Source organism: Pseudovibrio sp. Ad26 (genome assembly GCF_001623285.1).
GTDB lineage: Bacteria > Pseudomonadota > Alphaproteobacteria > Rhizobiales > Stappiaceae > Pseudovibrio > Pseudovibrio ascidiaceicola.
The window spans coordinates 180,001-194,535 of record NZ_LMCE01000058.1; the positions used below are offsets into that span (position 1 = coordinate 180,001).

General features: G+C 50.7%; 12 protein-coding genes. 8 read left to right on the forward strand and 4 right to left on the reverse strand.

Going from position 1 to position 14,535, the window contains the following annotated elements; genetic code table 11:
* The first annotated feature begins 124 nt into the window (after positions 1 to 124).
* From fabD to PsAD26_RS13615, 8 genes are all read left to right on the forward strand, one after another.
* On the forward strand, positions 125 to 1,078 hold the full coding sequence (gene fabD / locus PsAD26_RS13580; RefSeq protein ID WP_063310846.1) for an ACP S-malonyltransferase: 954 nt from the start codon (positions 125 to 127) through the stop codon (positions 1,076 to 1,078).
* 115 nt (positions 1,079 to 1,193) lie between these two features.
* Entirely contained in the window at positions 1,194 to 1,931 is a 738-nt protein-coding gene (gene fabG / locus PsAD26_RS13585; protein WP_063310847.1) for a 3-oxoacyl-[acyl-carrier-protein] reductase, read from the forward strand.
* Between the two features lie 274 nt (positions 1,932 to 2,205).
* Complete coding sequence (locus PsAD26_RS13590) at positions 2,206 to 2,442, forward strand: acyl carrier protein (protein ID WP_008551920.1); 237 nt, start codon at positions 2,206 to 2,208, stop codon at positions 2,440 to 2,442.
* Positions 2,443 to 2,595: 153 nt separating this feature from the next.
* Positions 2,596 to 3,861 (forward strand): beta-ketoacyl-ACP synthase II, encoded by a 1,266-nt coding sequence (fabF, locus tag PsAD26_RS13595; protein ID WP_063310848.1) that lies wholly within the window; start codon positions 2,596 to 2,598, stop codon positions 3,859 to 3,861.
* 192 nt (positions 3,862 to 4,053) lie between these two features.
* Positions 4,054 to 5,229 carry an endolytic transglycosylase MltG gene (gene mltG / locus PsAD26_RS13600; protein ID WP_063310849.1) on the forward strand — a complete coding sequence of 392 codons (1,176 nt, stop codon included), beginning with the start codon at positions 4,054 to 4,056 and terminating at the stop codon, positions 5,227 to 5,229.
* Between the two features lie 245 nt (positions 5,230 to 5,474).
* Positions 5,475 to 6,365, forward strand: a complete 891-nt coding sequence (locus tag PsAD26_RS13605) for a YicC/YloC family endoribonuclease (RefSeq protein WP_063310850.1) — start codon at positions 5,475 to 5,477, stop codon at positions 6,363 to 6,365.
* A gap of 92 nt (positions 6,366 to 6,457) precedes the next feature.
* Positions 6,458 to 7,150 (forward strand): guanylate kinase, encoded by a 693-nt coding sequence (gene gmk, locus PsAD26_RS13610; protein WP_063310851.1) that lies wholly within the window; start codon positions 6,458 to 6,460, stop codon positions 7,148 to 7,150.
* A 210-nt stretch (positions 7,151 to 7,360) separates the two neighbouring features.
* On the forward strand, positions 7,361 to 8,740 hold the full coding sequence (locus PsAD26_RS13615) for a multicopper oxidase family protein (protein ID WP_063310852.1): 1,380 nt from the start codon (positions 7,361 to 7,363) through the stop codon (positions 8,738 to 8,740).
* A gap of 149 nt (positions 8,741 to 8,889) precedes the next feature.
* Here the strand turns inward: PsAD26_RS13615 and PsAD26_RS13620 are convergent, their stop codons facing one another.
* The 4 genes from PsAD26_RS13620 to PsAD26_RS13635 all read right to left on the reverse strand — a co-directional run bounded on the left by PsAD26_RS13620 (position 8,890) and on the right by PsAD26_RS13635 (position 14,468).
* On the reverse strand, positions 8,890 to 11,292 hold the full coding sequence (locus PsAD26_RS13620; protein WP_063310853.1) for a S8 family peptidase: 2,403 nt from the start codon (positions 11,290 to 11,292) through the stop codon (positions 8,890 to 8,892).
* A 344-nt stretch (positions 11,293 to 11,636) separates the two neighbouring features.
* The gene (gene rsmA, locus PsAD26_RS13625; protein ID WP_063310854.1) at positions 11,637 to 12,476 is read right to left on the reverse strand and encodes a 16S rRNA (adenine(1518)-N(6)/adenine(1519)-N(6))-dimethyltransferase RsmA; all 840 of its coding nucleotides are present in this window, start codon (positions 12,474 to 12,476) and stop codon (positions 11,637 to 11,639) included.
* Complete coding sequence (gene pdxA, locus PsAD26_RS13630; RefSeq protein ID WP_063310855.1) at positions 12,476 to 13,492, reverse strand: 4-hydroxythreonine-4-phosphate dehydrogenase PdxA; 1,017 nt, start codon at positions 13,490 to 13,492, stop codon at positions 12,476 to 12,478. The genes rsmA and pdxA overlap by 1 nt, the downstream gene beginning before the upstream one ends.
* A 34-nt stretch (positions 13,493 to 13,526) precedes the next feature.
* Positions 13,527 to 14,468 (reverse strand): SurA N-terminal domain-containing protein, encoded by a 942-nt coding sequence (locus PsAD26_RS13635; protein ID WP_063310856.1) that lies wholly within the window; start codon positions 14,466 to 14,468, stop codon positions 13,527 to 13,529.
* Positions 14,469 to 14,535 lie beyond the last annotated feature (67 nt).

Below are 14,535 nucleotides of genomic sequence, written 5' to 3' on the forward strand. Positions count from 1 at the left end.
GTCATAATTTGCACGTATTTGGTGAATTTATAGCCGCCCCATCTTGGAATACAAAGTAGGCCACCCACATTTGAGGCGATTGGCCTACATTGACGCAATAAGAGTGCGACGGAGCTATTTATAAATGACTATTGCATTTACATTTCCCGGACAGGGCAGCCAGACGGTTGGAATGGGTAAAGAACTTGCCGACACGTTCCCGGAAGCGCGCGCTGTATTTGAGGAAGTTGATGCAGCTCTCGGTCAGTCTCTGACCAAGATCATGTGGGAAGGTCCGGCAGACGAGCTGACCCTCACGGCAAACACACAGCCAGCTCTGATGGCTGTAAGTCTCGCCACCATGCGTGTGCTTGAGGCGAAAGGCGTTGACCTGTCCAAAGCTGCAAGCTTTGTAGCAGGCCATTCTCTTGGTGAATACTCTGCACTGGCTGCAGCGGGCTCTTTAAGCATTGCCGATGCAGCACGTCTGCTGCGCATTCGCGGTGATGCAATGCAAAAAGCAGTGCCAGTGGGTGAGGGCGCAATGGCTGCTCTCCTGGGGCTGGACTTCGATCAGGCGATGAAAGTTGCACAGGAAGCCGCTCAGGGCGAGGTTTGTCAGGCAGCCAATGACAACGCAACCGGACAGGTTGTTGTGTCTGGTCATAAAGCAGCTGTTGAGCGCGCCTGTGAAATCGCAAAAGGCAAAGGCGCTCGCCGTGCAGTTCTTCTTCCGGTATCTGCACCGTTCCATTGCTCTTTGATGCAGCCTGCTGCAGACGCAATGGCAAAGGCACTGGCTGAAGTTGAGATTAAAGCACCGGTTGTTCCACTTGTTGCAAACGTTCTTGCTGCACCAATCACTGATCCGGAAGAAATCCGCGCCCGTCTCGTAGAGCAGGTGACTGGAACTGTACGCTGGCGCGAATCTGTAACCTGGATGGCTGACAACGGAGTGACCACGCTCGTTGAAATCGGCACCGGCAAGGTTCTCAGTGGCATGGTGCGCCGTATCGTCAAGTCTCTGGAAGGTGTTGCGATCAACACAGCAGAAGATATTGATGCACTTGTTGCACGTCTTGAAGGCGTCGAAAGCTAATACACAGATTTTGAAGGCTCAGAGGCACCGCATTTTGCACTGTGTATAGACGGAACCTATGGTTCCTCCCTATGAGCTTTCTTCAAACGGATTTTAAGCCGAGGAGACCAACGGCATGTTCAATTTAGAAGGTAAAAGCGCACTCGTAACCGGCGCGACCGGTGGTATCGGTGAAGCGATTGCACGCGCACTTCATGCGCAAGGCGCAACTGTAACTCTGTCCGGCACTCGCAAAGCGAAGCTGGAAACGCTGGCATCTGATCTGGGCGATCGCGTTCACATTAAGGCGGCAAACCTGTCTGACCGTGACAGCGTTGATGCGCTTGTGCCAGCTGCTGAAGAAATGATGGGCGCTCTCGATATCCTCGTGAACAACGCTGGTATCACCCGTGACAACATCTTCATGCGTATGAAAGACGAAGAATGGGATCAGGTTCTTGAAGTGAACCTGTCCGCAACGTTCCGCATCTGCCGTGCTGCAATCAAAGGCATGATGAAGCGTCGTCAGGGCCGCATTATCGGAATTACCTCTGTTGTTGGTGTGACCGGCAACGCAGGTCAGGTGAATTACTCTGCTGCAAAAGCTGGCATGATCGGCATGTCCAAGTCTTTGGCGCAGGAAGTGGCGTCTCGTAAGATCACCGTAAACACAATTGCTCCAGGTTTCATCTCAACTGCGATGACCGACGAGCTGAACGAAAAGCAGCGCGAATCGATCCTGGGCAACGTTCCAGCTGGTCGTTTGGGTACTGCTGAAGAAATCGCAGGTGCAGCTGTTTATCTCGCAAGTGATGAAGCAGCGTACGTTACCGGTCAGACACTGCACGTGAATGGCGGTATGGCGATGATTTAACGAAGAAATACGCAGTCAGTCCGATCCTCTTACAAATGGGGCAATCACTACTGGCGGCTGGTAAACCAGTGCTAATTGTGCTAGGAACCCGCCGATTAGAAGTGACCTCTTGGAAAGAGGAACGGAAAAGCTGCGGTTTTCTTTGGAAGCGGCTTAACATATGGGCCGTTGCGTCTTTTCAAAAGAACCAGAGTATGCAACACGGGAGCCGAGTGAAACAAGGCCCCGCGAAGCGGACCGAAACACTACCTTGAAAACCAATTGAGGACTTAAAATGAGCAATGTTGCAGAGCAGGTAAAGAAGATCGTTGTCGAACACCTCGGCGTAGAGGCTGACAAGGTCGTTGAATCTGCAAGCTTCATCGACGATCTGGGTGCAGACAGCCTGGACACCGTTGAACTGGTAATGGCTTTCGAAGAAGCATTTGGCGTTGAAATCCCGGACGATGCTGCTGAAACCATTCAGTCCGTTGGCGATGCTGTAAAGTTCATCGAATCCAAACAGGGCTAATCCTGTTTCAAAAAGCTAGGCACGCGGTGGGTCGTTTGCGCTCGCCGCGCCTGTTTCCTTTTCAGTTGCATGCCTGTCGCAGAGAATGACGCTTACGTCTTCCAGTACGACACAAAGGGCTGGCAGCGCCAATCTAATTAAAGTGCAGGAAATATGCGTCGAGTCGTTATCACAGGCATTGGCATGGTTAGCCCACTGGGCAGCAGTGCAGAAATCTCTTGGCAGCGAATTCTTGAAGGTAAGAGCGGTGCACGGCGCATCGAGGGCTTCGAAACAGAAGACCTTCAAACCAAAATCGCTTGTCAGGTCCCACTTGGCGATGGAACCGATGGAACCTTCAATCCAGATGATTTCATGCTCCCAAAAGAACAGCGTAAAGTTGATGACTTCATCATTTATGCTGTAGCAGCTGCCGATCAGGCAATTGCAGATTCTGGCTGGAATCCAGAAACCGAAGAAGAGCAGAACCGTTCCGGCACCTTGATTGGGTCTGGTATCGGCGGCCTTCAAGGTATCGCTGAAACAGCTATTATGATGGAAGAGAAGGGCCCACGTCGTGTTAGCCCGTTCTTTATTCCAGGCCGCTTGATCAACCTTGCAAGTGGTTATGTGTCCATCAAGCACAAACTCAAAGGCCCGAACCACTCAGTGGTTACAGCTTGTTCCACTGGTGCGCACGCTATTGGCGATGCTGCCCGTCTGATCGCATTGGATGATGCAGACGTGATGGTTGCTGGCGGCACTGAGAGCACAATCTGCCGTCTGGGCATTGCCGGGTTTAACGCCTGTAAAGCACTGTCTACGGGCTACAACGATGAGCCGGAAAAAGGCTCTCGTCCCTACGATAAAGACCGTGATGGCTTTGTCATGGGCGACGGTTCTGGCGTTGTTGTTCTCGAAGAATACGAGCACGCTGTTGCGCGCGGTGCGAAAATCTACGCTGAAGTTGTTGGTTACGGTCTGTCTGGTGATGCATACCACATCACGGCACCAGCATCCGATGGCGACGGTGGGTACCGTTGTATGAAAGCTGCGCTGAAGCGCGCTGGTATTTCTCTCGGTGATGTTGATTACGTCAACGCACACGGCACCTCAACACCTCTGGGTGATGAGATTGAGCTGGGTGCAGTTGAGCGTTTGGCTGGTGATGATGCCGGGTCTTTGACCATGTCATCCACCAAATCTGCAACCGGCCACCTGTTGGGTGCAGCTGGTGCAGTAGAGGCAATCTTTACCGCTTTGGCGATCCGTGATCAGATTGCTCCACCAACGATCAACCTTGAAAATCCATCAGTTGAAACTGAGATTGACTTGGTCCCTAATAAAGCCAAGAAGATGGAGATTAATTATGCTCTGTCTAACTCATTTGGCTTTGGCGGCACAAACGCGTCTTTGGTTCTCAAAAAAGTCGGGTCATAACTCGCTTTCTTGATCAAGAAATAAAAGGGCCAGACTCCGCATGGCGGAATCTGGCCTTTTATATTGCGGCTCCCGAATGGGTTAGGCTCTGTAATGAGTATTTAAAGCGTATCTGCGAAAAGTGGGCATCGGTTTTCGCTAAGGATACGCTAGTAATGGAGTGCTGTAAGTGCTCCCGTATAGAGGGTTACAATGGCTCAATCGCCTGAAGACAACTCAAATGGGCCTCAAGATCCGTCCGATCTTCATATTCAGCCGGGTGGGCAATCTGCTCCGCGGAGTCCCAGCCGCGCTATTCAGCCAGAAGCTGCACCACCACCTCCGCCGCGTTCTCGTCATGCACGCAATCCTGTCGTCATCACCATCAACTTTCTGCTTTCCATAGCTGTACTCGGCATTATCGTTGCCGGTGCTGCGCTTTATTGGGGGAAGGGCGAGTTTGATGCCACCGGTCCGCTGACAGAAGAGAAAATTTTCATTGTCGCGAGTGGCATGAGTCTGCCGCAGATTGCTGCTAAGCTGGAAGACGAAGGCGTCATTACCAACTCACTCGTATTTGAAGCAGGCACCCGCCTGTTCAAAAATGAGAACAAGATCAAAGCAGGTGAATACGAGTTTCCGGTAGGGATCTCCATGAAGACCGTCATGGAAGATCTTGTTAGTGGCCGTGCGGTGTACCACTCCGTAACCTTCCCGGAAGGCTGGAGCAGTGCCCAGATCATCAATCGCCTGAATGCAAACAAGATCCTGACCGGTGAAATCTCTGCAATCCCTGCAGAAGGCTCACTGCTGCCAGAAACCTATACATTCACTCGCGGAACCACGAAGGCGCGCATTATTGAACAGATGGAAAAGGCGATGAATGATCACATCGCCCGCATCTGGGAAAAGCGCTCTCAGGGCTTGCCGATTGATACGCCAGAACAACTCGTGATCCTTGCCTCTATCGTAGAGAAGGAAACGTCCAAAGTGGATGAGCATCCGCGCGTTGCCTCTGTCTTCGTCAATCGTCTGCGCAAAGGCATGCCGTTGCAATCTGATCCGACCATCCTCTATGGCTTGTTCGGTGGAGATGCCTGGACAAAAGATCGCTCAGCGATCACGCGGTCTATGCTCAAGGAAAAGAACCCTTACAACACCTACCAGATCAAAGCTCTGCCTCCGGGGCCAATCGGCAACCCAAGTGCTGCAGCTCTGGAAGCTGTCGCAAATCCGGCCCGTACAAAGGATCTTTACTTTGTGGCTGACGGAACTGGTGGCCATGCTTTCGCAGAAAGCTACAAGCAACATCAGCGCAATGTAGCCAACTGGCGAAAGGTCGAAAAAGAGATCCGTGCAAGACAGGCTGCGGAAAAGAAAGAGAACTGATCTGCAAACCTTGCAGGACAAAATGAGAAAAACCTGCCCAGTTCATAAACCGGGCAGGTTTTTTGCTGAAAGCAAGCCCTATGCCTGAGGCATGGACGCTGGGTTTCAAATTAGGCAATGCGTAAAGGCCGGGGCAACGACATACCTCATGGGCATAATCCGATTTCACCGATATGCTCAGGGCTAGCAAATATTGAATGAGAACGCCGCCCGTCAGGAGGTGTTCAGATGAGGAGTTTCAAGGGATGGCACTGGCGAGCATGACCGGCTTTGCACGCGTGGAAAGCAGCTATGAAGAGACGCGCTGGGTATGGGAACTCCGTTCCGTCAATGGCAAAGGTATGGATGCACGCTTGCGACTGCCTCAGGGACTGGACGGAGTTGAAGCAGAAGTGCGCAAGCGCCTCGCTGCGAAACTCAAACGCGGCAACGTCTCTGTAGGCCTGCAGATGCAACGTTCACAGTCTGACACGGCGCTGGTTGTGAATGAAGAAGCGCTTGAACAAGTGCTCAAAGCCATTTCCATTCTCCGCAATCGTCTCCCTGACGCGCCAGAACCTACACTCGACGGCATTCTCGGCTACAAAGGCGTCTTAGAGTTCGAAGAGGCTGAAGAGAGCGAAGAAGACAAGAATGCCCAGATTGCAGCTCTTCTGTTGTCTTTTGATGAAGCGCTGAATGAACTTGTCGAAATGCGCAGAAGTGAAGGCAATGCCATTGCCACTCTGCTGAAGGGGCAGGTTGATACCATTGAGGCGCTGGCAAAACAAGCTGAAGAGCTGCCCTCTCGCAGCCCAGAAGCCATTCGTGCCCGCCTTGAAGCTCAGGTCAACGAGCTGCTTCAGGCGAGCAGCCAGCTTGATCCTCAGCGCTTACATCAGGAAGCTGCCGTTCTTGCCACAAAAGCAGACATTCGTGAGGAACTGGACCGACTTTACGCGCACGTGGAAGCTGTCGGTGACTTGCTTGTCAAAGGTGGAGCCATCGGACGTCGCCTCGATTTCCTGGCACAGGAATTTAACCGCGAAGCAAACACGCTCTGTTCAAAGTCCAACAGCGTAGAGCTGACAGCAATCGGGCTGGAGCTGAAAACAGTGATCGACCAGCTTCGCGAGCAAACTCAAAACATTGAGTGAAGCGGTGCTGCGAAAAACAGTGATCGGTTTTTGCAGCAGAACATGAAGACAAAAGTTTGAAGTGCAGATAAGTAAAAGAAGACAGAACCAATATGACCTCCAATAAATCAGACGGGACAACCGTATCAGCTCAGGACATCGAAGAGGCGCGCCGCGGCTTCATGCTGGTGTTAGCTGCGCCCTCCGGAGCTGGGAAGGGAACGATCGCAAACAAACTGCTGGCTGATGACGACAAACTGGCGCTCTCTGTGTCAGCAACGACCCGTCAACGCCGCGCAGCCGAAGAGAATGGCGTTCATTACTATTTTCTCGAAACGGATGAGTTCGAACGCAAGATCAAAGCCAACGAACTACTGGAATGGGCCAAGGTCCACGACAACTATTACGGCACCCCGCGTGAGCCTATTGATGCCAGCCTGAACGCTGGTAAGGACATCCTGTTTGATATCGATATTGCAGGCGTACGTCAGCTGCAGGAGCAAGCCGGTGAAGATGTTGTTGCGATCTTCGTATTACCGCCATCTATCGCAGAAATGCATGCTCGCCTGACAGGTCGCGGAGATGATGATGACGCAGCCATCAAACGCCGCATGAAGACAGCAATTGATGAGGTCTCCGGCTGGCAGGAGTTTGATTATATCATCGTAAATGACGACTTGGACAAGGCCGTCGCAACAGTACAGTCAATCATCGCAAGCGAACGTCTGAAGCGGGTCCGTCTACCAAAACTCTCCGGGAAGATGGAAGGTATGATTGCCGACCTGAAGTCCACCATTGCTGAGTAATCAGACAAGAAAATTGCAAAATCTTGTAAATTCAGAATGTTGACGTGGTTTTGTGATTCAAACTATTAGCTACTTGAATCGAATTGTGAGCCAGATACAAGCAGGGCATTATCTGCAAGAGCAGGTGCCCTGCAAAACAGCAGCCGTCGTGAGTGAATAGCCATTGACCAGCCAAGTACAGAGACGGGCTGAACTTGAGGACAAAGAGCGATGATCACACGACGTCAGGCGCTGAAGGGCGCTTTGTTTGGAGGGGCCGCTGTTGCTGGCGGCTTGGCAGGTGCCTCCAGTCTGTGGGCTGTTCCAAAACGGCATGATATGATTGCAAGAAACATCGATCATCAATTGATGAACGGTGCGCCTGCCACAAAAAACATGTTTACGTTTGGCGACGCCATGCCACCAACCTTGCGCGTAAAGCAGGGCCAGCCGTTCCATAGTCGTCTCATTAACAAGCTGGAAGAGCCAACAACCATCCACTGGCATGGTATGCGCCTGCCCAATGATATGGATGGCGTTGCGTTCCTGACCCAGCATTATGTCTACACCGATGATCACTTCGACTATCGCTTCACACCGCATGATGCAGGTACGTTCTGGTATCATCCGCACTGTAACTCTTTGGAGCAGTTGTCTTACGGCATGACAGGCTTGATGATTGTCGAGGAGGATGAAGATCCCGGCTTTGATCATGACATCCCGGTAAACCTGCGCGATTTCCGCCTTGGCAGTGATGGCCAGTTCGTCAAACTGTTCCAGCCACGCAAATCTGCGAGAGCAGGGACGTTTGGAACGCTCCGCACCTCTAACTGGCAATCAGCACCAGTAATGGATGTAAAAGCAGGCTCCCTTGTCCGCCTGCGTCTATGCGTGACTGACGTAACCCGCATCTACAAACTGTCCTTCCCACAAGGCACGGATGCAAAAGTCATTGCCATGGACGGCAATCCGGTCGAGCCATTTGCCGTCAACAAGCTTGCACTGGGGCCAGGGCAGCGTGCAGATATCGCGATGCACATTCCAGATGGAGAAGGGGAGCAGATTGAGCTGACCAACTTCTCCTCGTCCTCCCCATGGCCTGTATTGTCTTTGAGGGCGATTGGACAAACCTTGAACCGCGACCTGCGCGAGATCAAGCCATTGCCAGCCAATCCGATCCCGCAGCCTGATTTGAAAAACGCGGAATACATTCCACTGGAATTCTCAGCCACAGCCGAAAAACGGCCTGCCAACCCAATTTGCGGAAGCCTGGGCTTCTCATTCTGGGCGGTCAACAAAGAGGCATGGCAAGGCGCAGAGCGCGGCCCGCTGGATCCAGTGGAAGTTCTCAAACGTGACAAGTCTTATGTGTTCGAGTTTATCAACCGAACACCGCACACGCACCCGATCCATATCCACGGCATGACCTTCCAGCTCCTCAAAAGCAACAAACGCCAACTCGCTCCATGGTGGACCGACACCGCACTCGTGCTGCCAGACGAACGCGTACAAGTCGCCGTGCGCCCGGACTACGAGGGCGACTGGCTCATGCACTGCCACATCATAGAACACCAGGAAAGCGGCATGACCGCCTTCATGCGCGTGGAATAAACCATCGCTGCAGGCCTAACAAAAAAGCCCTGAAACCAGACAAGGTCTCAGGGCTTTGTCTGTTTGGAAGTAGTAAAAGCTGACTAGGTTTCAAACTTAAATTTGCCTTGGAGAGGTGCGATTAGCGGAAATTTTCTGCCTGATCACGTTCAGAAACGGTGCTTCAACGACATCATCGCGGTTGCATCCAAGTTCCCTTTAATGTGCCCTTTATTAACGGATAGGACGCTGCCAAAACCCAGAACGATATTTTGGATATGGCCAATGTCATAACGAAGACCAAGGTCCAACTGTCGAGCGCTTGGTTGCATATCAACTTGATGATTTGCGTATGTGATGGTTCCATCTGCTAGGCGGCCAGAAGGGAGGCGGATAGTTCCATTACCTTGCTCGATACGCAATGGCTGTCGCAACGAAAGGGTAATACGATCTTCTTTCGAGAATACACCCTCGATCTTGGCACCTACACTAAATGCACTATGTAAAGCAGGGTCAAATGACTCAATATAGCCAGCTCCACTGGCAACAGTTAGGCCGAGTTCAGCATTTGCATAGAATGACAAGCCTTTCCGATAAGTCCATTCTCCTGCAAATGTGAATGCAGAGCTAGCAGCGGATAAGCTCTCGTCTTGCTGGCTCTCAGCAGTAAGCCCGAGTGCAGATTCTGTCTCACCATTGGCAACAAAGCCGATTACACCAGTCAGGTTAGGAGTTACTGCTCTTGCTGCAGAAAGGCCAAAACCAGCAGATACGACGCTATCAGAAGAGCGCTCAACAAAGGTCATCGCACTAAAGCCATGTCCATCTGATTTGCTCACGGTTGCAAATGCTATGGTGTCTGGGGTATCCGGAACAACAGAGGATGTTCCTGAAAATAGTCCGTTACTAGATCTGAGGAAGCCAAGTTCTTCACCCACCTCTGCAATATTGCCTGATACGAACTGAAATCCACCTGTTTCAGTGGCTAACTCATTGCCCATGAAGGAGTAGGACATGGGAGCAGAGGTTCTTGCTGATCTATCCGACTGGAATTTTGTGAGCCGCGCTCCAAAATCTTCTGTAGATGCCTTGATGATGGTATCTGCACTTATTGTGAAATTCGCGCCAAGGGAATCGTAGATAGCCATTGTTTTGCCCGAAAGAGCGCTTGAAAATGCATCTCCATGAGCGCTGCCGGATGTTATGTTAACCTCAGACAGAGGGGCAATGCCATCATAGGCGTTATTGGTAACGGGCACCCCTATATTTCCGATTGGCAACAATGCTGCTTTCAGATCAACAAAGCCATGACCAAATTCTTCAGAATAGCCATGAGTTATGCCGTTTCCAAAGTCTACACTATCGGTTGCAGTAAAGAAGCTGTTATTGGCTGACGCAAAGAGCCTGTTGAGCAAATCGGAAGCTGGCAAGGATGGAAATGCTTCCGCAAGAAGGGCAACAGACCCGGATATCTGAGGAGCAGCGAAAGAAGTACCCGTTCCCTTATCATAGGAGTTATTTGATGCGGAAATACCGCCATATGTTGATCCATTTGCGGTAAGACAATATTCCGCTGTTTCTAAACAGCCTGCTGATAGGCGATGTACTTTGGAGATCCCACCGCTCGAGTTATACTCAGGAAGGCCATTAACAGCGACCACCCAGGAACCTTTTAATTCGGGGAAGATTTCTGGCAGCGCAGCCATCAGCGAAGAGCTGGTGTCATTCTCATCGTTGGATTGTGAAAATACTACCACACCGTTGTTGCCGAACTGATCAAGTGCAGAAATATAGTTTTCCCAGTCAGGAGCACTTTCGCCGAAGAAATTTGCAAATAGTTCTGCTGAGGATAGGCCGGGATTGAACCCAGCCCAGGCATTGTAGTGTGAAAGTGTAATGCTTGATTCATCTGCTAGAAAAACATACCCCCAGGAATTGTTCTGTACAATTGCACCTTTACTCACTGCATCTTGGGTAGCCGCAGCAAGGTGGGCAGTATCGCTAACTGAGGATGCTCCTCCATCTAAGGACGTCAAATGAAGATCTGCCCCAGAGGCAACCCCCATGACGCCGTCTCCATCTTCATCTCCAGCAGCTATCGTTGCAACGAACGTCCCGTGATCTTTAACTGTGTTTTTGCCGTAAACTGTAATGTTTTTATCACTCAAGTCGTTGTGAGATAATAAGAAACCTTCATCAACTAGAGCAATAGTTTGACCGGCACCTGTTAGTCCTAAAGAACGGGCATACTGAAGATTAATATCTGAATAGGCATTACTAGTGATTGCATAGCCTGCACCACTCCAGGAATCTTGAACGGTAACATTTTGTACTTTAAATTCACTCTTATTAGAAATGAACTCTGCTGAGGCCTCGTTAAAGGACGTAGTGCAATATGATGAAAAAACGCCAATTGTGGCTGTATTATCAACACATGACTGAGTGCTGGAAGGAGAGACATCACCAGTGTTGTTGGTCTGATCGGAACCGCCTCCTGATCCGCCACCGCCCTTACACGCAGACAAACTTAAAACGGTTATAATCACCCCGGCGCAATATGCAGTGTTCCTCACCGACTTCCCCAACTCGATTCAAGATCGCTATATAGCTTGTTTAAAAATTAATTGGATAAATAAACTGTAAATCATAGCTGTCAATTATACATGCTTGTAGCATTTACTATTCATTCAGCTGCTGGTTGAGTGTGGAGATAATCATTGCGCATATGCTATATGGTTTAGCTGATTAGAATGCGGCATTTCAACTTAATCCTTGATAGCCAGAGTGGTCTTTTCGAATCATTAAATTCGTTGTTTCGTGTAGTAATGTTCGCCAGATAACAGTTTCCCTCCTTCATTCTTTGCTATTGAAGCATTTGCAATGGAGGAAAGCTGATACATATTGGCGTCTGAACATACTATTCTGTATCAAAAGCATGTGCCAGGGCAATGAAGCCAGCAACGTCAATTTCTTCTGCACGTGCAGTAGGCTTGAGACCGGCAGCTTCGATGCGAGATTCTGCGTCAGGCTTAAGGCCTTTTAAGCTGGCTCTGAGCATTTTACGGCGCTGACCAAAGGCATGGGCGGTTACTCGCTCCAACGCCTTCAGTGGGCATTCAAGAGGTTTCTCGCGTGGATGCAGTTGCACGACAGCGGATATCACTTTTGGTGGCGGGGTGAAGGCCTTTGGATTTAGGTCAAACAGTATGTCTGTATGACATCGCCAGTTTGCCAAAACACCAAGGCGCCCATAGGCCTTATCGCCAGTTTCAGCAACAATGCGTTGCCCTACTTCTTTCTGGAACATCAAGGTCAGAGAGTCCCAAAATGGTGGCCATTCATCGGTTGTCAACCATCCAAGCAGCAGCTGCGTGCCGACATTGTAAGGCAGGTTGGCGATAATCTTGATCGGGCCGTCAGCAAGGTCAGCAGGATTGTACTTGAGGGCATCACCCTCAATAACCTCAAGCGTCCCTTTATAATGCTCTGAAATCTGAGAAAGGGCAGGCAGACATCGCGTGTCTTTCTCAATCGCAATAACCTTCTTGGCACCAGCTGCGAGCAAAGCGCGGGTCAAACCGCCAGGGCCAGGACCAACCTCAATAACGGTACAGTTGCTCAGATCCCCAGCACTGCGGGCAATGCGCGAGGTAAGGTTGAGGTCCAGAAGAAAATTCTGACCAAGGGATTTGCGGGCATCGAGCCCATGCTCTGCAATCACCTCACGCAGAGGTGGCAGATCATCAATTTGTGCCATTAAACGAGCTCAGGTTGTGCGAGGGCTGCTGCAAGACGCAAGGAAGCCATCAAGCTGTTTGGAGAGGCCTTATTCGTTCCCGCAATAGAAAATGCGGTCCCGTGATCAGGTGATGTGCGCACATAGGGGAGGCCTAGTGTCACATTCACAGCTTCATCAAAGGCCAGAGTTTTGACTGGTATAAGCGCTTGGTCATGATACATGGCCACGGCTACATCATAGGTATCCAGCGCTTCACTATGGAACATGGTGTCAGCGGGCAATGGGCCGCGTGCATCTATGCCCTCACTGCGCAGTTGGGCAATAGCTGGAGAAATCGTTTCGATCTCTTCCGTACCCATAGAACCACCTTCACCAGCGTGAGGATTGAGACCTGCAATAGCAATACGCGGCGCGGAGATTCCAAACCGCTCAATCATGTCTTTGTTGATCGCTCGGCAGCGGGTGATGATGAGATCTTTTGTCACCAGCTTTGGCACATCCACAAATGGAACATGGACAGTAAGCGGAACGGCCATCAGTTCTGGGCCTGCCAGCAACATAATGGGCTCGACCTCTTTATCCCAGTAGGTCTTTGCCAAATCGCCGAGAAACTCGGTATGACCAGGGTGATGGAAACCCGAATCATATAGGATCTTCTTGGAGATTGGATTGGTAACGACGGCAGAAGCTCTGCCATCCTTCACATGCCGCACCGCAGTCTCGATGGATTCAATGACAAGGGCAGCATTCGTTCCAGACGGGGCCCCAGGACTAACCTGCACCGGACCTGAGAGCGGAACTACAGGAAGTGCTTCATCAAAGCAGTCACAGGCTGCTTCTGGTTCCACCACTTTGATTGGAATTTTCAATCCGAGATGCTTTGCGCGAGCTTTGAGAAGCTCTGGATCGCATAGGACGTAGAACGGCTGAACAGCTTGTTCAAAGCGAACTTTCCACGTTTTAAGCGTGATATCAGGTCCAATACCTGCAGGCTCGCCCATTGTCAGGGCGAGCGCCAATTTCACTCTGCGCATAATAAAAAAACATCTCCTGCTGCTGATCAGGCGATCAGCGCTGCTCGATTACAGCATTGGAGCGTAGGTCACGAAGGTAACGGCGAGAAAGCTGTTGACCTTTTTTATTCCGCAACTCGCCCTCGATAGTGCTTCGCGCAGTCGCATCACTGTTGATTGTCTCTTTACCACAAAGAGCAATCATCTCAAATCCGGAGTCTACAGGGGTAGGCGCTGTGACGCGGCCAATAGAGATCTTATTCAGCTTTTGCACGAAGGCAGCGGGCAGATCAGTTTCAAGACGTTTACCGATTGGACGCACGATGACTTCATTCAATCCTGATGCAATACGCGTACCTTCTTCACAAGAAGTGAAGCGGGCTCTAAGCTTCTTCATTTCGGAGACGCGCTTGTTTTTGAAGGACTTGCTGGATTTCTTAGGAACGACAAAAATGATGCGTTGCAGATCGTATTCAACGCTGGTTGAGCCATTGTCATCTTTGCTTTCTTTGCCCTGAAGCGCAGCAATCACATCTGATTCATTAATCCGAACGGTCGCGCGAAAACGCTGCATGACAACTTCAGACCAGGAAATTTCAGCACGCAAACGATTTTTCAATGTGCGCGGATTTACGCCGCTTTGAGAAAGGGCTTGCTTGAATTGAGAAGGGGAGAGTTTAACGCGCTGTGCGATCGTTGCAAAAGCATCGTCTACTTTCTTGTCAGCGATTGAAACTCCGACCCGCTTTGCTTCTTCAAGCTTCAGCGCTTCGTCAATCAGCTCATCCTTAGCTTTTCTTTTGGCAACGCTGGACGGTGCCCGCGTGGTGAGCGTGATAAGCTTAGACCGCTGTTGCAGTTCATAACTGGTAATCGGACGGCCATTGACGACAGCAACGATTTTACTTGCGGCTTCCGCAGAAGTAAGCATCGGACCAAGTGGCGCCAGCATGCTGGCAGCAACAACAAGCGAAGCACAGAAGCGAGTAAGTTTCATTTTGTTAAGCTCTCCGTCCCAAAGGCGACTGCCCTCAATGGACGCTCCCTAGATAGCACTGGTGCAT